Annotated in this window: 22 protein-coding genes; 14 read left to right on the top strand and 8 right to left on the bottom strand. The window is 60.8% G+C overall.

Annotated features, from left to right (window positions below; all coding sequences use genetic code 11):
* Positions 1-124 precede the first annotated feature (124 nt).
* Positions 125-799, bottom strand: a complete 675-nt coding sequence (locus tag P8L30_11935; GenBank protein MDG2240902.1) for a sigma-70 family RNA polymerase sigma factor — start codon at positions 797-799, stop codon at positions 125-127.
* A 147-nt stretch (positions 800-946) separates the two neighbouring features.
* Between P8L30_11935 and P8L30_11930 the strand changes: the two genes are divergently transcribed.
* Entirely contained in the window at positions 947-1,678 is a 732-nt protein-coding gene (locus P8L30_11930; protein ID MDG2240901.1) for a class I SAM-dependent methyltransferase, read from the top strand.
* 13 nt (positions 1,679-1,691) lie between these two features.
* Here the strand turns inward: P8L30_11930 and P8L30_11925 are convergent, their stop codons facing one another.
* The 7 genes from P8L30_11925 to P8L30_11895 all read right to left on the bottom strand — a co-directional run bounded on the left by P8L30_11925 (position 1,692) and on the right by P8L30_11895 (position 9,454).
* On the bottom strand, positions 1,692-3,134 hold the full coding sequence (locus P8L30_11925) for a pitrilysin family protein (protein MDG2240900.1): 1,443 nt from the start codon (positions 3,132-3,134) through the stop codon (positions 1,692-1,694).
* Positions 3,131-4,636, bottom strand: coding sequence for a pitrilysin family protein (locus tag P8L30_11920; GenBank protein MDG2240899.1), 1,506 nt, complete (start codon positions 4,634-4,636; stop codon positions 3,131-3,133). The genes P8L30_11925 and P8L30_11920 overlap by 4 nt, the downstream gene beginning before the upstream one ends.
* A complete protein-coding gene (mutM, locus tag P8L30_11915; protein ID MDG2240898.1) occupies positions 4,633-5,460 on the bottom strand; it encodes a DNA-formamidopyrimidine glycosylase in 828 nt (275 codons plus the stop codon). The genes P8L30_11920 and mutM overlap by 4 nt, the downstream gene beginning before the upstream one ends.
* 18 nt (positions 5,461-5,478) lie before the next feature.
* Positions 5,479-5,799 (bottom strand): heavy metal-binding domain-containing protein, encoded by a 321-nt coding sequence (locus P8L30_11910; protein ID MDG2240897.1) that lies wholly within the window; start codon positions 5,797-5,799, stop codon positions 5,479-5,481.
* The gene (gene purD, locus P8L30_11905) at positions 5,796-7,079 is read right to left on the bottom strand and encodes a phosphoribosylamine--glycine ligase (protein MDG2240896.1); all 1,284 of its coding nucleotides are present in this window, start codon (positions 7,077-7,079) and stop codon (positions 5,796-5,798) included. The genes P8L30_11910 and purD overlap by 4 nt, the downstream gene beginning before the upstream one ends.
* 84 nt (positions 7,080-7,163) lie before the next feature.
* Positions 7,164-8,171: a M48 family metallopeptidase gene (locus tag P8L30_11900; GenBank protein ID MDG2240895.1), complete on the bottom strand. Its 1,008-nt coding sequence runs from the start codon at positions 8,169-8,171 to the stop codon at positions 7,164-7,166.
* A gap of 119 nt (positions 8,172-8,290) precedes the next feature.
* The gene (locus P8L30_11895; protein MDG2240894.1) at positions 8,291-9,454 is read right to left on the bottom strand and encodes a PLP-dependent aspartate aminotransferase family protein; all 1,164 of its coding nucleotides are present in this window, start codon (positions 9,452-9,454) and stop codon (positions 8,291-8,293) included.
* A gap of 175 nt (positions 9,455-9,629) precedes the next feature.
* Between P8L30_11895 and glmM the strand changes: the two genes are divergently transcribed.
* From glmM to recA, 13 genes are all read left to right on the top strand, one after another.
* The gene (gene glmM, locus P8L30_11890; protein MDG2240893.1) at positions 9,630-11,015 is read left to right on the top strand and encodes a phosphoglucosamine mutase; all 1,386 of its coding nucleotides are present in this window, start codon (positions 9,630-9,632) and stop codon (positions 11,013-11,015) included.
* A 23-nt stretch (positions 11,016-11,038) separates the two neighbouring features.
* Positions 11,039-12,874 (top strand): glutamine--fructose-6-phosphate transaminase (isomerizing), encoded by a 1,836-nt coding sequence (glmS, locus tag P8L30_11885; GenBank protein ID MDG2240892.1) that lies wholly within the window; start codon positions 11,039-11,041, stop codon positions 12,872-12,874.
* Positions 12,871-13,314: a D-aminoacyl-tRNA deacylase gene (dtd, locus tag P8L30_11880; GenBank protein ID MDG2240891.1), complete on the top strand. Its 444-nt coding sequence runs from the start codon at positions 12,871-12,873 to the stop codon at positions 13,312-13,314. The genes glmS and dtd overlap by 4 nt, the downstream gene beginning before the upstream one ends.
* Positions 13,311-13,910 (top strand): Maf family protein, encoded by a 600-nt coding sequence (locus P8L30_11875; protein MDG2240890.1) that lies wholly within the window; start codon positions 13,311-13,313, stop codon positions 13,908-13,910. The genes dtd and P8L30_11875 overlap by 4 nt, the downstream gene beginning before the upstream one ends.
* Before the next feature lie 159 nt (positions 13,911-14,069).
* Positions 14,070-14,510 (top strand): cytochrome c maturation protein CcmE, encoded by a 441-nt coding sequence (locus P8L30_11870; GenBank protein ID MDG2240889.1) that lies wholly within the window; start codon positions 14,070-14,072, stop codon positions 14,508-14,510.
* Complete coding sequence (locus tag P8L30_11865) at positions 14,507-16,573, top strand: heme lyase CcmF/NrfE family subunit (protein ID MDG2240888.1); 2,067 nt, start codon at positions 14,507-14,509, stop codon at positions 16,571-16,573. The genes P8L30_11870 and P8L30_11865 overlap by 4 nt, the downstream gene beginning before the upstream one ends.
* Positions 16,574-16,582: 9 nt before the next feature.
* Positions 16,583-17,020: a zinc ribbon domain-containing protein gene (locus P8L30_11860; protein ID MDG2240887.1), complete on the top strand. Its 438-nt coding sequence runs from the start codon at positions 16,583-16,585 to the stop codon at positions 17,018-17,020.
* Between the two features lie 62 nt (positions 17,021-17,082).
* Positions 17,083-17,787: a heme ABC exporter ATP-binding protein CcmA gene (ccmA, locus tag P8L30_11855; protein MDG2240886.1), complete on the top strand. Its 705-nt coding sequence runs from the start codon at positions 17,083-17,085 to the stop codon at positions 17,785-17,787.
* Positions 17,787-18,464, top strand: coding sequence for a heme exporter protein CcmB (locus P8L30_11850; GenBank protein ID MDG2240885.1), 678 nt, complete (start codon positions 17,787-17,789; stop codon positions 18,462-18,464). The genes ccmA and P8L30_11850 overlap by 1 nt, the downstream gene beginning before the upstream one ends.
* Entirely contained in the window at positions 18,464-19,159 is a 696-nt protein-coding gene (gene ccsA, locus P8L30_11845) for a cytochrome c biogenesis protein CcsA (protein ID MDG2240884.1), read from the top strand. The genes P8L30_11850 and ccsA overlap by 1 nt, the downstream gene beginning before the upstream one ends.
* A gap of 1 nt (position 19,160) precedes the next feature.
* Entirely contained in the window at positions 19,161-19,403 is a 243-nt protein-coding gene (locus tag P8L30_11840) for a CcmD family protein (protein ID MDG2240883.1), read from the top strand.
* A 261-nt stretch (positions 19,404-19,664) separates the two neighbouring features.
* Positions 19,665-21,104 carry a hypothetical protein gene (locus P8L30_11835; GenBank protein MDG2240882.1) on the top strand — a complete coding sequence of 480 codons (1,440 nt, stop codon included), beginning with the start codon at positions 19,665-19,667 and terminating at the stop codon, positions 21,102-21,104.
* 706 nt (positions 21,105-21,810) lie between these two features.
* A complete protein-coding gene (gene recA, locus P8L30_11830) occupies positions 21,811-22,932 on the top strand; it encodes a recombinase RecA (GenBank protein ID MDG2240881.1) in 1,122 nt (373 codons plus the stop codon).
* Positions 22,933-23,062 lie beyond the last annotated feature (130 nt).

Here is a 23,062-nt window from a genome sequence, read left to right as displayed (position 1 = left end):
GACCTACGGCTCACCCTACGGTCGGCTGGTGAACGAAGTTTCGCAAAAACGACTCCCGGCAAGCCTTGCCTGTGTTGGGCTTGAAAGGCCTGTGGTATCTCGATGTCTGTCACTTTAGTGCCCCTCATGAAACGACATGAATTAGGCGTTTCTTGAGCTCAGCGCGGGCTCGGTGCAGATACGTCTTCACTGTGCCCAAGGGGAGGTCCATGATCTCAGCGATCTCGTCGTAGGCATAACCCTCGACGTGCCGAAGGAGGACGACGGTCTTGTACTCAGGTCGTAGCCCGCCGATCGCCTCTTCGATTTGACCACCGAGTTCACGATGCTCGACATACTGCTCTGGAGTTTCGTCACGCGATTCGATCACTATCTGAGACTGACTGATCTCGTCAGCGTTCGTGGCATGGGGCGACCCGTGGATCGAGATCGTGTCGAGCTTGCGCTTGCGCAGGTAATCGATGGTGTGGTTGTTCGCGATCTTGAAGATCCAGTTACTGAACTTGTAGCTGGTCTTGTAGCCGCCGATCGCGTTGAAGGCTCGAATAAACGCTTCCTGCGCTAAATCCTCGGCGAGCGTGCGGTCACGCACCATCCGATAGATGAGCGAAAATACGGGCCGCTCGTAACGCACGAGCAGCTCCCTATAGGCTGTCTCGCGCCCACGCGCCGCGAGAGTCGCCAACTCGCGGTCGTCTAGCTCGGCGTAATCGTGAGAGCCCAGAGAATTCGTATCCTGCCACGAGGAGGGGCGCCACTGGGAGGCGGCTCCGGGCAGGGAAGCGGATTTAGATGTCATCGTCGACCCCTACGCACCGATGGCCTATCCGGTTTCGCAGGCGCCGTTGAGGCCCCATACAGCTTCCCGTAGCTTTGTGCCCTTCTTCGACTTTCGGTCTCGCCGAATCGGACCGTCGAAATTTAAGCCGCCCCGGCCCCTGTTGTCATGCCCAGAGCCTTTACCGCCGCGCCCGCAGAGGGAGCTGAGCGGCACGATCAGGTCCAAACGATCTTTTCCGAAATTGCGCCCCGGTACGATCTGCTCAATCACGTGTTGAGCATGAATATCGACCGTTCCTGGCGCAGGAAGGCGGTTGATCGCCTGGGCTGGGAAGCCGCGCGGGAGGGACTCTTTCTGGACGCATGTGCCGGTACGTTCGACCTGGCGCTGGAGTTGGCCGGGCGAGACTCCTTCCGTGGCCGAGTGATCGCGTCGGACTTTGCGCAGCCCATGCTGGTTCAGGGAAATCCTAAGATTTCGGGCGCGCCCGTGTCGGCTGTATGTGGGGATTCACAAAGACTGCCGCTTCCCGACAACACATTCGACGGCGCCACGGTCGGCTTCGGGGTCCGGAACCTGAGTGACTTGCCACGGGGTTTGTCGGACCTCCACCGAGTCCTCAAGCCCGGCCGCCGCCTTGTGGTCCTCGAGTTCACCGTACCGCCGAATCCTCTGATGAGGGCCGGGTACCTCTTCTACTTCAACAGGGTGCTGCCGCTCGTCGGAAGGCTCGTTTCGGGCCACCCCTGGGCCTACACCTATCTGCCCAAATCCGTGAAGGAGTTCCCAGGGCCTGATGAACTAGGAGCGCTCTTCGAGGACGTAGGATTTGAGGACGTGGGTTGGAAGTTGCTGACCGGTGGGATCGCAGCGCTGCACTGGGGCACGGCTACTTAAGCGCGGCTCGCAATCAGCGGCTTTCGCCGATCTCGAGGTGAGTCACTGGGCCGAACTCCCTGAGAGCGTCCAACCCAATCCGCTCTGAGTCTCCTACGATCAGGATCATCATGTCCTCGGGGCGCAGGTGGCTCGCAAAAGCGTTGTGCACGCTATTCGCGTTCACTCCCTGAACACCCTCGACGTAACGCTCAAGCCAATCCTGCGGCAGGTCCTCAGCGAGATAGAACATCGTTCGCGACACGATTTGGCCGGCAGTTTCGAAGTTGAAAACAAAGCCGTTTACGACCTGATCCACCGCGGTTTCGACTTCTTCCGATTCGGGTGGAGCATCTCTCAGTTCCTGCATGGTCTCTAGAATTAGAGCGATCGCCGGTGCAGTGTTTTCCGGTCGTGTCCGAGTAACCGCGCCCAAAAGACCGTCGTACCTCCGCGGCATCGTCCATAATGAAGACGCTGAGTAGGCGTACCCTTCTTCGGTCCGCACTCTCGCCATGATGCGGCTTGAGAAGCCTCCTGCACCGAGAATGGAATTTGCGATCGTCGCCGCGAAATAGGCGGGCTCATCCGCCAGGTGGACACCGGTGGTGTGCGCCATCACGATGACGCTCTGTTCCGTTTCCTTCTCGATGAGAAAGACGCCGGGTTCTCTTCGGATGTCCGGGACTGGCGACGCAGGCAACGAGTCGGGGCATGCGGGGACCCTGTCTACAAGCGAGGCCAAAAGAGGCTGGACGGTAGGCCAGTCCGTGTCGCCACTCACGCCGAGCACCAGGTTCTCTCGACAGGCGATTCGGGCGTGAAGCTCGTGGAACCTGCTCTGATCGACGAGAGTCGGGCTAAGGTCGGCGTCTTCCATTTCCCACCCGACTGGGTGGTCGCCATAGAGAAGTCGATTGTACTCGGAGAAGGCCAGCCTCCCCGGATCATCGCTTCTGCGTCGGATGCTCTCGAGCTGACGCCCTCGCCAAACTTCGATCTCATTCTCGTCGAAGGCCGGATCGACGAGGAGAGAGCCCCACAGCTCCAGAGCTGCTGGGAGGTGCTCGGAAAGGGTGTTCATTGTCGAGGACACTGCTGCACCGGCGCCGCCGAAGGACGTTTGGATGGCGTAATACTCCAGAAGGCCATCGACGGAATCGGGAGCCATCGAAGACGTCCCACCGTATCGGAGAAGGGACGGCATCGCTGTGCCAACCGCGTAGTACTCTCGACCGAACAAACCGTAACCGCCGCGGAAACGTGCGTAGACAGAAGTCAGCGGCAGCGTGCCGTCTTCAAGGATCAGGACGAGAACGCCATCGATCGAGTATTCATCCGGCACCGGCGGATCGAAGGACAGGTCGGCAAAGCGCATCGTTTCGATGGCCTCGCGGCCGCTCGGTTGTTGGGCTATGGCCTGAGTAGGAGTCCATGCCCAAGTGGCGCAAACGCAGATTGCAGTCAGGAGTTTCACCGGGTCTCCTTTTTCACGAGCGTCGCGACGGTGCGGTTTTCACGCAGGAGGTACTGCCCGGCGACCCGCTGAATATCCCCCGTCGTCACGGTTCTCAGGCGGTCAGAGAATCGGAACGTCTCCCTCCAATCGTCGAACACGGCTTGAGATTCGGCGAGCTGGAACGCCAGTCCAAGGCTCGACTGCATACGCCTGATCGACCCAGCCGCAATTTGGTTTCTTACCCTCGTCAGCTCGATCTCCGTCGGACCGTCTGAGGCGAGCCGAGCGATCTCTTCGTAGATGGCAGTCTCGACGGTGGCGGTCGTAGCCGGGGCCAACGGGGTGGCATCGATCTGGAGGAGTTGTGGATAGAGGCTTCCTGGACCCAGAGAGGAGAAGACACCCGTTGCGATTCGGTCCTCTAGAATCATGCGGCGGTACAGCCTCGAGGTACGGCCGCCCGTCAGGAGTGAGGTGAGGATTGCGAGGGCGGGTGCATCGTCATCCATGCTTGAGGGCACGTGCCACCCGAGGCGGAGTTGCGGTTCTGCGTCCCACTCCACTTCGATTCGGCGTTCGCCTCTCTGCTCGGGTTCAACCGCCAGGACCGGGGGTGGGTCGTCACCCCGGGGGATGCTTCCCAGATACTGACGTGTCCATCCCTCTACTTGATCCGGATCCAGGTCGCCGACGATCGCCACTACCGCGTTGTTCGGCCCGTAGAAGCGACGGTAGTACGATTCGACATCACGGCGGCTGAGCGTCTCCAGGTCAGACATGTATCCCACGACTGGGACGCCATACGGATGCATCGTGAAGGCAGTCGCGAGGTGGGTCTCGTAGAGCACCCCTCCGGGCACGGATTCAATTCGCATGCGTCGCTCTTCCGTCACTACGTCACGCTCCGAGTAGTACTCTCGGAACACTGGATTCGACATGCGGTCAGCTTCGAGTGCGAACCAGAGTTCGGTGCGATTCGACGGCAGTTCCACGAAGTAGATCGTTGCTTCGTTCGTTGTCGTGGCGTTTAGTCCCTGGGCCCCGGCCCGTGACAGAATGCGATCGAACTCGTTGCTCTCAACGAAAGCCCGGGCACTGTCTTCCAGAGCATCAACGCGGGCTACTAGGCGCTCTTTTTCTGCTCGGTCATCACGGACTCTCGCAAGCAGCAGAGAATCATGAGCGGCATCCATCAAGGGGAAGAGGCGCTGTTCGGCCTCCGGATCTCGAGTCCCGATGGTGGTAGTGCCCTTGAAGAGCATGTGTTCGAGAAGATGGGCGATGCCCGTCGTCCCGAGTCGTTCGTGCACTCCGCCTAGGCCAAAACGCACAGTAAAGGAGACCGTGGGGGCTCCTTCGCGAGGCAGGATCAGAATCCGCATCCCGTTCTCGAGCAGAATTTCTCGCACTTCGAGATTCTCGCCGGGGGTCGCTTGGCCTCCAGCCGGTGCCGCGAGACATGCCGAGACGAGCAGCGCCAAGATGCCCAGCCGTGGCCATCGCGCGTGGAAGCGTATCATTGAGGCTGGCACCTGGGACAGAAGAAGGCGGATCGATTGCTGAACACGACCCGCACGATGGTTTCGCCGCAGGTCAGGCACGGCTCACCGTCGCGGCCATAGACCCACAGTTTTCTCGCGTATTCGCCACTTCCCCCCTCAGCGTTCCGATAATCCTTGATCGTGGTGCCCCCAGCGTCGATCGCGGCGTTCAAGACGTCGCGAAGATGGCCATGTAGCGCGCCCGCCCGCTCGGGCGGGACATTACGCGCCGGCTCTTGCGGGTGCACGCCGGATAAGAAGAGCGCTTCGGCCGCATAAATGTTCCCGACACCCGCGATCTTCTTTTGATCCAGCAACCAGGACCGCATGGGAGCCCGGGATCGCTGCGTTCTCTCAAAGAGGTGCTCGGGCGTGAAGTCTGCAGACAGCGGTTCGGGGCCCATACGACCTGACCGCTCGGCCCACTCATCGGTGGTAAGCACCTCCACAGTCCCAAAGCGCCGGGTGTCGTTGAACACCAGGATGCCGCCGGATTCGAATGTAAAGACGACCGCCTGGTGAGACGGGCGGGCGTTCCTCTTGGGGGGGGAGGGGAAGGGCAGCAGGCCACCTGTCATCCCTAGGTTGACTGCGATCAACCCCCTCTCGCCTACTTCGATGAGAACGTTCTTCCCTCGGCGGCCTACGCCTGAGATGGTCGCGCCGATCGCTCTGCTGCGTACGAGTCGAGTAGGCTGCCGGAGGACGTCCGAATGAATGACCCGCACGCGTTGGATGGTTCTGCCAACGACGGGTGTTCTGATGCCTCGAACGATCGTCTCAGCCTCAGGGAGTTCAGGCATTTCTTACGCGTCTCGGACTCACCCGAGTTTCACGGCCGTCCCGGCTGAGGTCACCATCAACATGCTGCCAGCTTTTCCAAGGACTTCGTAATCGATGTCCACTCCGATCACCGCGTATGCGCCGAGTTCCTGAGCTTTGGGCGACATCTCTCGGAGGGCGCGCGCTCTCGCGGTGCGCAACGCCTCTTCGCACGCGCCCGTGCGTCCACGAACGACGTCGCGTACCCCCGCGAAAAGATCCTTGATGATGTTGGCTCCGATAATGGCTTCACCCACGACGATCCCAAGATAAGCTGTGACCACCGTTCCTTCGATCGAATGGGTTGTTGTTGTGATCATCTTTCTCCCCGGCGTTCGAGTTCTCTCCACCCAATGTCGTTACGGTGGAAGGCTCCCTCGAATTCAATCGCATTGGCACCTGCACGACTGTTGGTGCTCGCTTCTGCGAGCGTGGCTGCAACCGAGGTCACCGCGAGGACTCTGCCGCCTGACGTGAGCAGGCCCTCCTCGCTTGGCTTGGTTCCCGCATGGAATACCACCAAGTCGTCGGACTCCAGATCGGAGGGCAGCGTGATGGGTTTGCCTTTTTCGTACGATCCGGGATAGCCACCGGAGGCGACGACGGTCGATACCGCTGCACCAGATCGGGCTGGCGCGAAGCCTGAGTGGAGGAGGCTGCCACGGGCGACAGCCAGCATCGGTTCAAGGAGTGAGCCCTCCATCATGGGGAGCACCACTTGAGTTTCAGGGTCACCGAACCGGCAGTTGAACTCGACGACCTTGATGCCGTCGGCTGTCTGCATGAGCCCCGCGTACAGGAGCCCTTTGAACGGAGAGCCCTCAGCCGCCATCGCCCGGAGCGTGGGGAGGATCACGACGTTGCGCGCCTCCTCCATCAGTTCTTTAGTGGCGATGGATACAGGAGCGTAGGCGCCCATACCTCCGGTGTTCGGTCCGGTGTCTCCCTCTCCCACCCGTTTGTGATCTTGGGACGGGGGGAGGATGAGAGCGTTGACTCCGTCCGTTACTGCGAAGACGGAAATCTCTTCACCCTCCATGAACGCCTCGATCACCACTTCGCGCCCAGCTTCGCCGAAAGTGAGGTCGCCCAACATCGACCGGAGTGTTTCCAACGCCTCGCCCTCGGTCATGCACACTACGGCGCCTTTCCCTGCCGCCAAGCCGGAGGCTTTGACAACGATAGGTGCTCCCTGGCTCCGCACCCATTCCTCTGCGCCTGCGAGGTTCGTGAAGGTCCGGTACTCCGCGGTCGGGATCCCTGAGGTGCGCATCAGGTCCTTAGAGAACGCTTTGCTCGATTCGATACGAGCGGCCGCCTGCGAAGGCCCGAAAATCGGGAGACCTTTTCGCTCGAAGCGGTCGACGATACCCGCCGCCAACGGCGCTTCCGGACCGACCACGGTAAGGTCGATGTGGTGTGCCGCCGCCCAGCCGGAAAGGGCTGTGATGTCCCCAGGGGCGATCTCCACCGGGGTGCACAGGTCGGCCATGCCGCCGTTCGGTTGAGTTGCGAAGAACTCGGCGCTCGGGGCATCCCGGCGGAGTTTCCAAAGAAGGGCGTGTTCGCGCCCGCCATTACCAACGATAAGAATGCGCATGGGCCAGAGTCTACGCTTCGGCGGACGAAAAAAAAGGGGTGGCCGGGCTCTTACCCGGTCACCCCTCACCTTGGCCTGTCACGCCTACTGCTTGAAGCCGCTCACGAAGTCCGAGCCCATACGCTTCGCGGCGTCGCCGATAGTGTCCAGGAAGTCCTTGGCGTCCTCTGCGTAGGCAGACGCGGCCTGTTTCAGGTCCTCCTGGTAAGCGGGATCTGCCTCGCCCCGACGTGCGTACTCCCCTCGGATGATCCGGTCGTAATCGCCCGATTCGATCCACGCACGTAGCTCGTTCACACGGATCGTGTAGAAGGGGTGGGTCTGGGCCAGGAGATTCAAGACTTTGAAGACCTGGTCGACGACGTCGCCGCCCTCGCGGTACTCCTCCGCCTGAACGATGTACTCCTGGAGGTCTGTCTCTGCATCGTCTCCGCCACCGGCCATCTTGAGCATGGTACCGAGTACGATCTCGGGATCCTGCACGGTGAGGAGGCCGGCGCGATCCGAAGACAGCTCTGATTTACGCTGCCATTCAAGAAGCGCAACCAAGATGGCACGTGCCGCCAGGCCGACAATGGGGAAGCCCATTGTCGCCAGGTTGAGCAGGATCACGGTCATCGACTTGTAGAGAACGTGATCGCTGACGATGTGACCGATCTCGTGCCCGATCACGTATGCGAGTTGGTCGTCGTCGAGAAGGCGGACGGTACCCGAGTTCAAAATGATGAACGGCTTTTCCATGCCCCATGCCCCAGCGTTTACGATCGGGGTTTGGGAGATGAAGAGCGGATACTCCTCGTGGACGTCGAGCGTCTTGAGGCTCTCCTTGTAGATCTGATAAACCTTCGGAAACTGCTTCTCGCTGACCTGTACTGCACTTGCCTGAAACGCGAGTCGAAACGCGCGTTCGGTCATAAAGCCGAAGATCTTACGAAGGATGTCGTCGAATACAGGAATGCGCCTGAGCGCCTGCAACGCGGCCTTGTCGGCCGGGTGCTCCCATGAATGTGGGGCAATGTCGGTCAGGATTCGGCGAGCCTTCGCTCCGCCGTTCTCTACCTGCTCCACAGTGCCGTCCTGGTCTTCCGCCATGTCTATAATCCTCTTGCGTTTGATTTCCCTCACGCGCCTGGTGGGAGGGATGCCGACGCTCGCAGCCCCCTACGGGGCCTATACGGTGTCAGTTTCAGGCGCTGAGCGCCGTGCTGCAACTAGCTGAGCACCCGGTCTAAGTCGTTGATCAAATCCGCCTCGTCCTCGACCCCCACGGAGAGCCGCACGAGTCCCTGGGTGATCCCCATCGCTTCACGTCGGTCCTCCGGTACAGAGCCATGGGTCATGAGCGCCGGAACACTGATCAGGGATTCGACACCGCCGAGACTCTCTGCGAGTGCGAAGAAGCGGAGGTGTTCGGTAAGGGCCTTTGCACGTTCGAGCGTGCCGACGTCGACGGATACCATTCCGGTGAACCCGGTCATCTGTCGCTTTGCGAGATCGTGTTGGGGGTGTGACTCGAGACCGGGGTAGTGCACGGCGTCGACCGCACTGTGGGCTTCGAGGAACTTCGCAATGGCCATTCCGTTCGCATTGTGTTGCCGCATGCGGAGGTGGAGGGTCTTGGTTCCGCGGAGGGTTAGCCAGCAGTCCATCGGGCCGGGTACCGCACCCGAGGATTTTCGGATGAACATCAGCTCGTCATAGAGCGTCTCGTCTCGGACGGACACCAGTCCGCCGATGACGTCGGAGTGACCGTTGATGTACTTGGTCGACGAATGGACCGTGAAGTCCGCGCCGAGTCCCAGTGGCTGCTGGTTGTAGGGGGAGGCGAACGTGTTGTCGACCGACAACAGTGCCCCCGCACCATGAGCAAGCTCCGCCGTCGCGCGAATGTCGCACAGGCGCATCATTGGATTGGTCGGCGTCTCGACGTGGATCAGCTTCGTCTCCGGGCGGAGCGCGGCCGCGATCGCGTCCTGATCGCGTGTGTCCACATAGGAGAATTCGATCCCGAACCGACTCAGCACGTGGTTGAACATGCGCGTCGTGCCGCCGTAGGTGTTTTCCTCACTGACGACGTGATCGCCCGCCGACAGCCGTTTGACGATGGCTTCGATGGCCGCGAGTCCGGACGCGAAGGCGACTCCCTGTGCGCCTCCCTCCAGTGCAGCAAAATTAGCCTCGAGCGCTTCCCGCGTAGGATTCGCTGTTCTTCCGTAGTCGTAGCTCCCACCAAGTGGTTCGCCCACGGCTGGTTGCACGTACGTGGACGTTTGGAAAATGGGCGTCATGATCGCGCCAGTGGTCGGCTCTGGGGAGACGCCGGCGTGCACCGCGCGGGTGCCGAATCCGAGGCCTTCGAAGGACCGTTTGCTCATGGATGCTATCCTGGGAGGTTGGGGCTATGTGGCGCGCCCAATCTACCCCATCTCCGCGCCCTCGCCAGCGGCTTCGATCCGTGTCTGTTGACGCCGTCTGCTGGGTTGCGTGAAGTTCTCGTGTCGGGCGCAACTCCTGAAACAATGCGCATTTCCAGCGAATTCGAGACATCCCGTGCCAATCGATCTCCCCGAGAATCTCATGGTCAGCGTCTCCGGCGTTCGAGGCCGTGTCGCCGACCCACTGACGCCGGAACTCATGGCGGGTATTGCTGCTTCTTTCGGGACATTCATGCTGGGCGAACGTGGTGACGGTCCGATCTGCGTCGCTCGCGACTCCCGCACTTCTGGCCCGATGTTCTCAAGGGCTGTCATCGCGGGTCTCCAGTCGGTTGGTGTCGACGTCGTCGACTTGGGCGTGGTGCCTACGCCCACCTTGTTATTGGCCGTAGAGGACAGTGAGGCGATCGGCGGCATGTGTGTTACTGCGAGCCACAACCCGGCGCAGTGGAACGCGCTCAAGCTCGTCGATAGTGAGGGCATCTTTCTGGATGCTGATCTGTCCGGACGTTTCCGGGTGGCGTTGACGTCGAGGGAACCGAAGCGAGCTGCGTGGGATGCCTTGGGCGAAGTCACCACCGACGCTGATGCATGGGCGCGTCATCTCGAAGAGATCTTGGCTCTGCCGCATCTAGACGTGCCAGCGCTACAGGCGCGCAAGCTGAAGGTCGCCGTTGATTGCGTCAGAGGTGCCGGCGGCCCTGCGATGCAGGATCTGCTGGAAAGACTCGGCTGCGAGTTCGAAGGAATCGGGATGGAGCCGGATGGCCGTTTCCCCAGAGATCCGGAGCCGACTGCCGCGAACTTGGCGGATCTGGGAGCATTGGTCCGAGACATTGGGGCCGACATCGGTTTGGCGGTGGACCCGGATGCCGACCGTCTCTCGTTGGTGGACGAAACCGGCACTGCGATGGGCGAGGACCTCACGTTGGCGCTTGCTTCTGCTGCCGTGCTACGTCGCTCGCCGGGGCCGGTTGTGACGAATCTTTCTACGAGTCAGGTGGTGGAAGACGTGGCCCGCGCCTTTCATGCCCCGATCTTTCGGTCGCCGGTCGGCGAGGTCAACGTCGCCCGCCGCATGCAGGCCGAAGATGCGGTCGTGGGGGGTGAAGGGAATGGCGGTGTGATTCTGTCCGCGCTACACCACACTAGGGATGCACCCCTTGCAGCGGCCCTCGTCTTGCAGCACTTGGTTGATGAAAACGTGACGGCCTCGGAAGCCGCCGCACGGTGGCCGAATTATGAGATCGTCAAAGTGAAGGTGGACTTCCCGCGCGAAGCCTTGGCATCGGCTTACGAAGCGCTTGAAGCCGATTTGTCGGGCAGTACCGTGGACCGGGCCGACGGACTCCGGCTCGCGTGGGAGGACCGATCGGCCTGGCTTCACGTGAGGCCTTCGGGTACCGAGCCGATCGTCAGGCTGATTGCGGAGGCGCGCGAGCGCTCGGTCGCCCAGGAACTCGTCGACCGGGCTGCTCAGTTGCTCGACGGCGTGGCCTAACCAGCCCCTTAGGAGAACCAAACATGTGTGGAATCGTTGGATACATCGGGCCGAAGGCCGCGGCGCCGGTCCTCCTCGAAGGCTTGAAGCGTCTGGAGTATCGTGGATACGACTCAGCAGGGGTCGCGCTCCTCGATAGCGACGGGTTGAAGGTCGTGAAGCGGACCGGGAAGCTGGGGGTCTTGGAAGCGGCGCTCGGGGCGTTACCTCTGAACTGTGGCTGCGGCATCGGCCACACACGTTGGGCGACACACGGAGCGCCCACCCAGCCCAACGCACACCCCCACACCTCGCGTGCCGGTGACATTGCGATGGTCCACAACGGGATCTTCGAAAACGCCGAGAGTATCCGAGCCCAACTCCTCGCTGAGGGCTTCGCGTTCGTGTCGGAGACCGACACGGAAGTCATCGTCCATCTCATTGATCATCTGTGGGTTGACGGTGACCCAATGGAGGACGCAGTGGCTGCTGCGCTGCGGCTGGTCGAGGGCGCCTACGGTATTGCGGTCGTTTCGAGCCGCGATCCCGACAAGATCGTTGTCGCGCGCAACGGAAGCCCTCTTCTGATCGGGGTGGGGCACAACGGTGAAATGCTCGCCGGTTCGGATGCTGCAGCCGTTATCGCCCACACGCGGGAAGTCGTCTATCTGGACGATGGTGACTACGCGGTTCTCACATCCGACGGGTATCGCACTTATCGGCTAGAAGGATCCGAGGTCGATCGGGGTAGCCATCAGGTGACCTGGGATCTGGAATCGATCGAGAAGGGTGGGTACGAGCACTTCATGTTGAAGGAGATCTTCGAGCAGCCCTCCTCGCTGCGAGATGTGATGCGAGGACGACTACTCGAAGATGAAGGTGACGCGCGGCTCGGGGGGATCGTGGACCACCATTTCGAGCTGGACCAGATGCGTCGAATCGTGGTGACCGCGTGCGGGACGAGTTGGCACGCGGGACTCGTCGGCGAGTACATGCTTGAAGAGCTTGCCCGTATTCCGGTGGACGTCGAGTACGCGTCAGAATTTCGCTACCGAAATTCGGTTCTCGAAGAGGGCACGATGGCCCTCGCGATCAGTCAGTCGGGTGAGACCGCGGACACTCTGGCGGCGATGAGGGAAGCGGCCCAACGCGGCGTACCGACCATGGGGGTCGTGAATGCGGTTGGGTCGACGATCGCTCGAGACACGGACTTCGGGGTGTACCTCCACGCGGGCCCGGAAATCGGGGTCGCGTCGACTAAGGCCTTCACCAGTCAGATTGTGGCGCTTGCGCTCTTCACGCTTTACATAGGCCGCCGCCGGCACATGTCGGTGCTGCAGGGTCGAGAGATGGTCCAGGCGCTGAAGGCGCTTCCTGATCAGGTGGAGGAGGTTCTCGCCCTCAACGATGAACTCCGCGACTTGGCCGCAGTGTACTCGGACGCCCGCAACTTCCTCTATCTCGGCCGAGGGTATCAGTTCCCTGTCGCGCTCGAGGGGGCGTTGAAGTTGAAGGAGGTCAGCTACATCCATGCGGAGGGTTACCCTGCGGCGGAGATGAAGCACGGGCCGATCGCGCTCATCGACAACGACATGCCGGTAGTCGTCTTGGCCCCGCGCGATGCGGTGTATCAGAAGGTGGTATCGAACATCGAAGAGCTTAAGGCGAGGAACGGTCGGATCATTGCTGTGGTGAGTGATGACGCCCCGGAGTTGGCGGGGAAGGTGGATCACCTGATTCGGGTACCGCAGACGATCCCGTCGTTGCTACCGGTCCTGACGACGGTGCCCCTCCAACTGCTGGCCTACCACATGGCGATCTTGCGAGGCACTGACGTCGACCAGCCGCGAAACCTCGCGAAGTCGGTCACAGTGGAGTGAGGGTCGTACTCCAACGAGTAGAGAAAGCCTCGGTCTCTGTGGGCGGGGTCCGTATTGGTGAGGTGGGTCGAGGGCACCTTCTCCTCGTCGGGTTCACTCAGGGTGACGGGCCGGATCAAATCGCGTGGATGACCGAGAAGATCATGGGTCTGAGAGTGTTTCCCGACGATGCCGAAAAAATGAACCTCTCTCTGGATGACATTTCCGGAGATCTCCTCGTGGTCAGCCAGTTCACCTTGTACGGCGACACGACCAAGGGTCGGCGGCCGAGCTTCGTGCGAGCGGCTCCGCCTGATATAGCGATTCCCTTGTACGAGTCCTTTGTGCAGCAGTTGAAAGGCAGGAGCTTTGGGCGAGTCGAGACGGGTGAGTTTGGTGCGAACATGGCTGTCGAGCTTGTCAACGATGGTCCAGTCACCCTCGTGTTGGAGCGCGAATGACCGGCCCCAGACTCGTACTGGCCTCGGCCTCACCACGCCGGGCGGCCGTTCTACGCCAGCTCGGACTCGATCCGGTGATTCGCCCCGCGGACGTCGACGAGACGTACGAGCCCGGTGAGGCACCCTCTAAGCACGTTGAGCGACTCGCACGTGCGAAGGCAGACGCCCTTGTTGTTGTGGAATCAGATGCGCTCATCATCGCAGGGGACACTGTTGTCGTAGATGGGGATGTGGTCCTGGGGAAACCCGCGGGGCCGGAAGAAGCCGTTGAGATGCTGCTCTCTCTGTCGGGGAGAAGCCACGTCGTCATGAGCGGGATCGCGATCGCCGGTGCTCACGGCGTCGTGAGCCGAGTCGTCGAAACCGTCGTGCGATTTCGAGAGCTCTCAGCCGAGGACGCCGCGCGTTATGTGGCGACCGAGGAGCCGCTCGATAAAGCCGGCGCCTACGGAATCCAGGGACTTGGAGCCGCGTTGGTGACGGGTCTCGAGGGAGACTACTATTCGGTTGTGGGCTTCCCGGTGGTAGCGTTCGTTGATCTCTTGGCCGAAGCTGGTTGGAGGTACGACTTCGGAAGGCTCACCCCGACGGCTTGAATTCCCCGCGCACTGCGACGCGATGGCTTTCCCGCTGCCTGTGGGGAATACGCCTCGCTTGGTCGGGAGGTCTGTGTAGGTGATTTTCCGGACTGGTAGTGGCTCCAGTGACTCGACTAGATTCCGGGCTTGAGAACAAGCCCTGGCAAGGATTGAGAGATGAAAAAGCACGGACGATTCATGGTGGGTCTGGTGGGTGTGGCTGCCATTGTGTCCTATCTGATGTGGACGGGGGTCAGTCAGAGCATGGTCTACTACCTCACTCCCATCGAACTCCTAGCGCGAGTCGAGGTCGACCCGACGTTCCACGAGGTGGGGGTAAAGGTGAGTGGCGAGGTCATTCCTGGGAGCTACGCCAGGGTGGATGGCGAACTGCTTCACACCTTCTTGGTGCGAGACCTCGTCGACGAATCGGTGAGCTTCCCGGTCGAGTACCGTGACGCGCTCCCAGACACGTTTTCCGACGACGTGGAGGTTGTGCTCGAAGGGCGGCTCCGCCCCGACGGAGTGTTTGCGGCCGCGACGCTCCTCACTAAGTGTGGCAGTCGTTATGAAGCGGCTCCAGAAGATCTCGAGCGGCAACAGGACCTGATCGGGTGACCACCCTCGGCGAGTTCGCCCTATGGGTCGCGCTTCCCGTGGCGGCTTGGGGTACGGTGCTCGGATTCGCAGGAGGACGGTCGCAAAGGGGCGACTTGGTCCTGAGCGCAGAACGCAGCATTTACGCCGTGTTCTTCTTACTCGTTCTGGCAGCCGCGGGCGTAATGAACGCCTTCCTGACGGATCAGTTCCAATACTGGTACGTGGCCAGCTACTCGAACCGTGAACTTGAGCTCTTTTACAAGATCACGGGGCTGTGGGCCGGGCAGCGGGGTTCGTTGTTGTTCTGGGCTCTGTTGTTGGGCTTCTTTTCCAGCATCGCTGTGTTTGGGAATCGGAAGAAGCACCGTGAGTTCATGCCCTATGTGGCCGCTGTCCTCCAAGCAGTACTCCTGTTTTTCATTGTGGTGCTTCTGTTCGCTAACGTGAATCCGTTCGAGCAGCTCGCATTCACGCCTGCCAATGGGCAGGGTCTGAATCCACAGCTCCAGAACTACTGGATGACGATTCACCCGCCCACGCTTTATCTCGGCTTCACCGCGTTCACGATTCCGTTCGCGTTCGCAGTGGCGGCCCTGCTCAATGGTCGACTGGACGCTCGCTGGATTCAGCTGACTCGACGGTGGATTCTCACGTCGTGGCTGTTCCTGTCGGTCGGAATCATCTTTGGAATGCGGTGGGCATACCTTGAGTTAGGGTGGGGTGGCTACTGGTTCTGGGATCCGGTCGAGAACGCGTCGCTCTTGCCGTGGCTGACCGCGACGGCGTTTCTGCACTCCATACAGATCCAAGAAACACGTGGGATGCTGAAGGTCTGGAACATGTCATTGGTGCTCATGACGTTCCTCCTCACCCTCTTCGCAACGTTCCTGACCCGCTCAGGGCTTATCGAGTCGGTGCATTCGTTCGCAGAGGAACTGACGATCGCCTTCATCTTCCTCGGGTTCATGGGGTCGGTGCTGGCGGGATGTATCATTCTTATCCTTTACCGACTTCCGGAGCTGCGGAGTGAGAACCGGATCGAGTCGTTCTTGTCTCGAGAGTCTGCGTTCCTCTTCAACAACCTGATGCTGATCGGTGCGGCCTTTGCCGTCTTCTGGGGCACCATCTTCCCGCTCGTGGCAGAAGCAGTGACCGGAGAGAAAATCAGCGTGGGGCCTCCGTTCTTCGAGAAGGTGAATTTCCCCATTGGACTGGTCTTGCTCGCCCTGGCCGGCATCGGGCCGGTGATTGCCTGGCGAAGGGCCTCAAAGCGCAACCTGCAGAAGAACTTCTTTCTGCCTACCGCGATCGGTCTGGTGGTCGCGATCGGCTTGTGGATTGCGAATGCTCGACACCCCCTTGCGCTCATTACGTGGAGCATATGCGCGTTCGTGACCGCGGTCATCGCAATCGAGTTCTGGAAGGGCACAAGAGCGAGGGCCCGAATCGAAGGTGAAGGGCACGTGCTCGCCTTGTTCCACCTCGTGTCGCGCAACCGGCGCCGGTGGGGTGGCTACGTCGTTCACATCGGAATGGTGATGCTGTACTTCGGGTTCGCCGGGTCAGCGTACAATGTGGACGAACGTGCGCATCTCAGCCCTGGTGAGATGATCCAGGTAGCTTCGCCGTTCGGGCATGTGTACGACCTGACGTATGAGGGGATCTCAATATCGGTCGGGCGTGGTCAGCGGAATCTCATGTGGCAGGCGATCGCCACGGTGTCGGTGGTTCGTGAAGGCAAGTCCTTAGGCATTCTCACGACCGAGAAACGCCAGTATGTCACGGCGGACAATCTCATGACGGAGGTAGGCGTCCGATCGACCGTCCAGGAGGATCTGTACCTGATTCTCTCTGCAATGGACGACATCAACGGGGCGCTGAGTGCCGACTCGGACGCCCAGGGCATCGACCTCCAGGTGCTCATCAAGCCGTTTGTGAGATGGATCTGGTACGGCGGCTTGATGCTCACTGGGGGCACCATCATCGCCCTTTGGCCGAGCGTGGATAAGAAACGGCTCGCTCTCGAAGAAGCTACGGACGAACAGGAAGCCGAGCCCGCGCTGGCTGGCGCTGGCGACTAGGTTCAGCCCATGACCCTCCTGATTGGTGCCCTACTCGTTTCTGCCGCAGTCGTGCTGTTTATCTTGCAGCCGATCGTGAAGGGACTGCACGCCTCGCTCGATCGCGACGAGGACGAGCTCACGGATACGGAGGCCCGCAAGCGAGTGGCGCTGCTGGCGCTTCGTGATGTCGAGTATGACTACCTCGCAGGTAAGCTCGACGAAGAGGATTATCGCGCATTGAAGAGCGAGTTGACGGCAGAGGCGTTGGCTGCACTCGAAGCTGATGAAGCTGCGCGCGACGGATCGGACGCGACCGCTGAAGAGGACCTCGAGGCCGAGATTGCTCAGATTCGGGCAGGGCTCAATAGCGGTGATGCATGCACCACCTGCGGGTTCGCCAACGAGCCCGGCAGTCGTTTCTGCTCGTCGTGCGGCACGTCCGTCGGCGCCGGAGTATCGGGCTGAACGGCCCGGGCGTCGCAACCCTACCCGAAGCGGCCTCGCCCTCTAAGACCGTATCGGAGGTCGTGATCAAGGCGACGGGGTTGGTGCGAGAATTCGGCTCCGTCGTAGCGGTGGCGGGGATCGACCTGGAGTTAGGGGCAGGAGAATTCCTCACGGTCTTTGGGCCGAACGGAGCAGGGAAGTCTTCGCTACTGGGGCTATTGGGCGGTTCGGCGAGGCCCACTCGGGGGACTGTATCCGTGCGGGGCGAGGAACTCGACTTCGGCGTTGAGAGTTGGCGTCACCGAATCGGGGTACTTTCTCACAAGAGCTTCCTCTACTCCGAGTTGACGGCCGCCGAGAACCTCCGGTTTTTCGGTCGCCTCTTCGGCCTGACCGATCTCGCGACCCGTGTTCCGGAGCGGCTGGAGCAAGTGGGATTGACGAGTCGGGCCCATCTCATGGTCAGCCAACTCTCGCACGGTATGCGACAGAGGTTGGCGCTTGCGCGGGCCCTTCTCCACGACCCCGACGTCGTCCTCTTAGACGAGCCCTACACCGGCCTGGATCCTTCAGCTGCGGCGGTGCTGCGCGGTGTGCTCACTGAACTCAAGGATGGACGACGCACTGTGATTATGGTGACGCACAACCTTGGTGAAGGACTTCACCTCGCCTCGCGCGTGGGGATTCAAGTCAGCGGACGATTCGCCTGGGAGGGCGAGGTCGCCGAGTTGGATGCGGCGAACTTCGAGCGTTTCTACCACTGTGTGGTCGAGGGACGGACGTGATGGCCTATCTCGGTCAGATCCGCGCGATCGTGTGGAAGGACTTGCTGCTCGAGTTGAGGACACGCGAACGGTTGGTTTCCATGGGGGCGTTCGCTGTGCTAGCAGCGGTCCTGTTCAACTATGCGATCGACAAAACGATCGTGAGGCCTCAGGACGTGGCGGCTGGCTTGATTTGGATGACGATCATCTTCGGGGGGCTCCTCGGAGTCGGCCGGACGTTCCACCTAGAGGCGCAGAATGGGGCGTTCCAAGGCGTACTGATGAGCCCCACCCCCAAGGACGCGGTGTTTCTTGGAAAGGCTATCTCGAATTTTCTCCTCCTCTACCTCGTGTCGCTGCTCGTGGTTGCGGTCTTCATGCTGTTCTTTGACCTGGAGTTGGGGTCGAGTCCGACCGCTCTCGCGTTGGCGCTTGGCTTCGGGTCCTTGGGTTTCGTTTCGCTGGGGACGCTGTTTGCCGCAGTCTCTTCAGGGACGCGCATGGGGGAAACACTACTCCCCGTTCTTGTTTTTCCGCTTTTGGTGCCTATGGTGATCTACGGCGTCGGTGCGACCGGACGCCTCCTAGCACTGAGGCCGGTCACTGAAGTAGCGGGGAGCATTCGCATGCTTGCAGCATTCGCCGTTATGGCGCTCGGTGCGGGTGCCTTTCTTTTTCGATTCGTCTTGGAGGACTGATGTCAGGCAACGGACTCCGAAAGGGGGGCGTGGCGCTGACGGTGCTAGGCCTGACCGGACTGCTGGCTGTGTACTGGCTTGCGTTTTTTTGGGTCTCGACCGAGATCCGTCAGGGTGTCGCCCAACGCATTTTCTATGTGCACGTCCCGGCCGCATGGACCGCCTTCCTGGCTTTCGGGATCGCGGCGCTCACGAGCGCCATGTACCTATGGTTGCGGGATGAGCGTTTGGACCGAGCGGCCGTTTCGGCTGCTGAAGGTGGCATGGTCTTTGGTACGATCATGCTCATCACGGGCCCGTTGTGGGGGAAAATCGCTTGGGGGACCTACTGGAATTGGGAGCCCAGACTGACGCTTACACTCCTGCTGTGGTTCATCTTTTTGGGGTACTTCATGGTGCGCAGTGCCACGGACAATCCTGAGAAAGGCAAACGATTCGCGGCGGTCGTGGCCATTGTAGGGGCTCTAGATATTCCATTCATCCACCTGAGCGTGGTGTGGTTCCGGTCTCTTCACCCTGAGCCAGTGGTTCTGAAGCCAGAGGGACCGTCTCTCCCGGGGGACATGCTGATCCTGCTGCTGGCGAGCGTGGCGGTGTTCCAGATTCTGTTCTTTGGGCTCTTTCTCTTCCGGTATTCCATCGAAAACGTACGCGGGGAAGTTGAGTCCCGTGCCCGCGAAGCCACGGTAGCGTGATATGAAATCGACGATACAATCTGCATTATCTGTGTTCGTTCTGCTCCTTGCCGCAGGCGCCCTGGGTGCGCTCGGCGCCCAAGAGATGACTAATCTCCCGCAAGGCACACGGATCGCGGCGCAGAGCCTCAAGCCGTATTGGCACGTTTTTATTGCCTATTCGGTCGTGATCTTGGCTGTCCTCGGGTGGGTGATTTCCATGTCTCGACGCTTGGCTCGTCTCGAGGCGCAGCTCAGCGACTAGACGGACCGGACGCCGGGAAACTTACTTTCGAAGGAATTCGACATTTCTTCCTCACTGCTGTGGCTCGTGGGTAGGCACAGATCGCTCCCTAGGTATAGGCTTTAGCTCCCTTTGGGTCCTCGGGCGTGATGCTGTAAACATTTGATTATTCTGTTGGCACAATTCTCGCATTACCCTAGTTTTAAGGAGATTTACGCCATCGATGGGTCCGAACGCGCCGGAGCCGTCGGGCGCCAAACCAACTCAGGAGGCATCCTCATCATGAAGACAGTACGGGGTCGCACCGGATGGCTCGCTGGACTCGGACTCGCTGCCCTCGTCAGCGCACCGGCACTCGAGGCCCAGACGACCAACTCGCCCAGCACACTTCGCTACGGCTCGGGACTGATAGACATCCCCGTCGCGAGTGTCCTGTCGCATTTGACGGTTACAGGCACGTACTCAGGCTTCTTCATGGACCTGGGTCGCACGCTCGAAATCGACGGCGGCGGAAACGGCGTTGGCCTTGGGGCGGGATACGACAAGTTTTACTCGGATGCGTCAGTGGCTGTTGGCCTCTTCGACCGTGCTGAGTTCGGGCTTTCTGTCCAATCTCTCAACGATGCCGCCGCGGGCGGTAACGTCTGGGGTCTCTTCGGACGTGTGCAGTTGGTGCAGCCCACGAACCAGGGCATTGGGTTCGCGGTGGGTGGTCGATATGTCACCGCGCCTGGGTTCGGCGACGGTACTGCGTATCAGCCGAACCGACTGGGCTTTGCGGACAGGCGCGTGCGCGAGTCCTACACTGGACTCTCGGACCTGAACACTGAGTTATCCCTGTACGGTGTCGCCAGCGCCCACATTCGCGGTTTCGATGAGGGCTTCCTGCCCGAGCACGACATGACGTTCGCGCTTGGTTACGGCACCGGCATGTTCCAGGACGGGGACGCGCTACCCTTCTACAACTTCGCCGATTCGGAAGGTTGGTTCTTCGGCTCTGCGATCCACATGCTTCTCGGTGGCTCGTCGGTTCTCACGCTGATGGGTGAATACAACGGCTTCGACGTGAACATCGGTGCGCAGCTCGATGCTGGCGGCATCCGGCTTGGGGTTCACTACTTGGCGGTGAACTATGGTGAGCCAACGGGTGGCTACTTCTCGGAGTACCGGAAGCCGAAGTTCGGCATTCTTGCATCCATCGCTGTGAATCCAGAGAGCGATCAGGGCTTGATGTCCAGGCCGCGGCTCATGGAACGCCCGGCGCCAGACACCATCATGCTGCCCGCACCGCCGCCTGACACGATTCGTATCACGCGTGAGGTCGGGACGCCTCTGCCGGATGGCGCACCGGCCAGTGTCTGTCTCGCTACAGGGGAAGCGGTTCAGGTTCGGATCTCCGCCCAGGGCGACACGCTTGTGGGCCCGAGTCGGGTGTCCATCGAGTCGCTCCGACCGGGTGTCGTGTTCGCGGGCAACTATGCCGGCGCAGCGCCGTGGTTCCGGAACGACGAGGCGGTCACGTTCGAGGAGCGTCGCTACGACAAGTCAGGCAACGAGTCACGCCTGGACTGTGGACAGATCATGCGCGTGGGTGAGCACATGAGCGTAGGACTGTTCGCCATGAGGAATGCCGACAGGCCTTTCGAGATGGTGTACGTTGCGGTGCGGCCTGGCGTGTGGCAGGCGTACCAGTACGGATTGCGGAGGACGCGCGGTCAGTAGCCGCTCAACTCGGCGCGATTTTGACGGGAGGCCCGTCCGGCGAAAGCCGGGCGGGCCTTCTCGCATTATACGAAGTGGGCTCGGCGGGCACTTGGCCCATGCGTAGAAGCCACCTTTCGATACACTACACCCCGGCCAGTTCCCGCTAAAGCGCCAGGAGTTCCTGGCGCTCGAGGTACACCGGACCCTGTAAAGGCTTTCCCACCACCCTCGTACTTGCGCCGCCATCGAGCAGCAGCTTCGAGCCGACGCCGATATCCCGGGCGACCTGACTCATGCCCGCACCGGCCTGCCGCGTCAGGCCTACCGCCTCTCGCTTGAACTCCTCGCTCTACTTCCTTCGCGTTGCTATGACACTCCTCCATAGCCTCCAATGGGCCCTCTCTGAAGTGTCCGCACTCTCGGGGTAAGAACCACGCGGGCAGTTCAGCGTTCGAGGGATTCTCCCCGGGATGCAGTCGATTGTTGTGACGGTCGGGGGCCAAGAGCTCTTTCGGCGATCGGACTCAATCGGCTCGAGCCCGACTTGCGCGGGCGGTAGCCCTGTCAGGCAGGTTGTCTCATTGGGCCATCGGCCTGTTGGGATACCCTCACTAACGTTCCCGTCGTGAACATGGGGCCCGGAGGGACTTTCGCTTTCTCTTCGGGTTCTGTACTTTGAGAGCTGAACCCCCGATTATCGGGGCATCGCAAGGACGGAGGCCATATGACCACGGCGCAAATGACCGAAAATAAGAAGACCGACAGTAAGAAAGTCGACCAGAAGCAAAAGGCTCTGGATACAGCTCTCACCCAGATTGAACGCTCGTACGGCAAGGGCTCGATCATGCGGATGGGCGAAGACGGCGGGTTCACTAAGATCGAGGCGATCTCCACCGGTGCCATCAACCTCGACGCTGCCATCGGTATCGGTGGCGTGCCTCGCGGTCGGATCAGCGAGATCTATGGTCCAGAGTCGTCTGGTAAGACAACGCTTTGCCTCCAGGTCATCGCTAATGCTCAGGCAGGGGGTGGGGTTGCTGCCTTCATCGATGCCGAGCATGCGCTGGATATTGGATACGCCCGAAAGCTCGGCGTCGACGTGGACAATCTCCTCGTGTCGCAGCCAGACACGGGCGAACAGGGTCTTGAGATCGCTGAGGTCCTCATCCGCAGCAATGCCGTGGACGTCGTAGTGATCGATTCCGTCGCCGCACTCGTGCCGAGGGCTGAGATCGAAGGCGAGATGGGTGATACGCACGTCGGGCTTCAGGCCCGGCTCATGAGTCAGGCACTCCGCAAACTCACCGGAGCGGTCAACCGGTCGCACGCGTCTGTCATCTTCACCAATCAGATCCGTGAGAAGATCGGCGTCATGTTCGGGAGCCCCGAAACGACATCGGGTGGGCGAGCTTTGAAGTTCTATGCTTCACTCCGACTCGATATTCGTCGTATTGGGGCGATCAAGGACGGGCAGGACGTGATCGGGAACAGGACACGTGTAAAGGTCGTGAAGAACAAGTGCGCTCCGCCGTTCAAGCAGGCCGAGTTCGACATCATGTATAACGAGGGCGTGAGTCACGCTGCGCTGCTTGTGGACATCGGGTCGGAGCATGAGATCGTGGATAAGTCGGGTTCGTGGTTCTCCTACGGAGATCTGCGCCTGGGCCAGGGTAAGGAGAACTCGAAGCAGTTCCTCCTGGACAACCAGGATATTGCGGACGAAATCGAGGCGAGGGTGCGTGTCGTACTCGGACTCGACGAGGAGCCTTCGAGTGACCTGACTGAAGGTGAAGATCCGGCTGGAGCGGCGGCTGCAACGGCACCTGATGAAGCGGCGACCGACTGATTTGCGAGCTGTTCAGAGGGAAGGCCCCGGACCCTTGGGTCCGGGGCCTTTGTCGTAGATACACGGGCCGGCATACGCCACACCTCGCCGGACCCTCCATCGGCGCGCGATGCGGCGTTATCCTTAGCAT

Source organism: Longimicrobiales bacterium (assembly GCA_029245345.1).
Lineage (GTDB): Bacteria > Gemmatimonadota > Gemmatimonadetes > Longimicrobiales > Gaopeijiaceae > CALFPJ01.
Note: the sequence above shows the minus strand (reverse complement) of the source record. Positions and strands in the feature narration are given on the sequence as shown.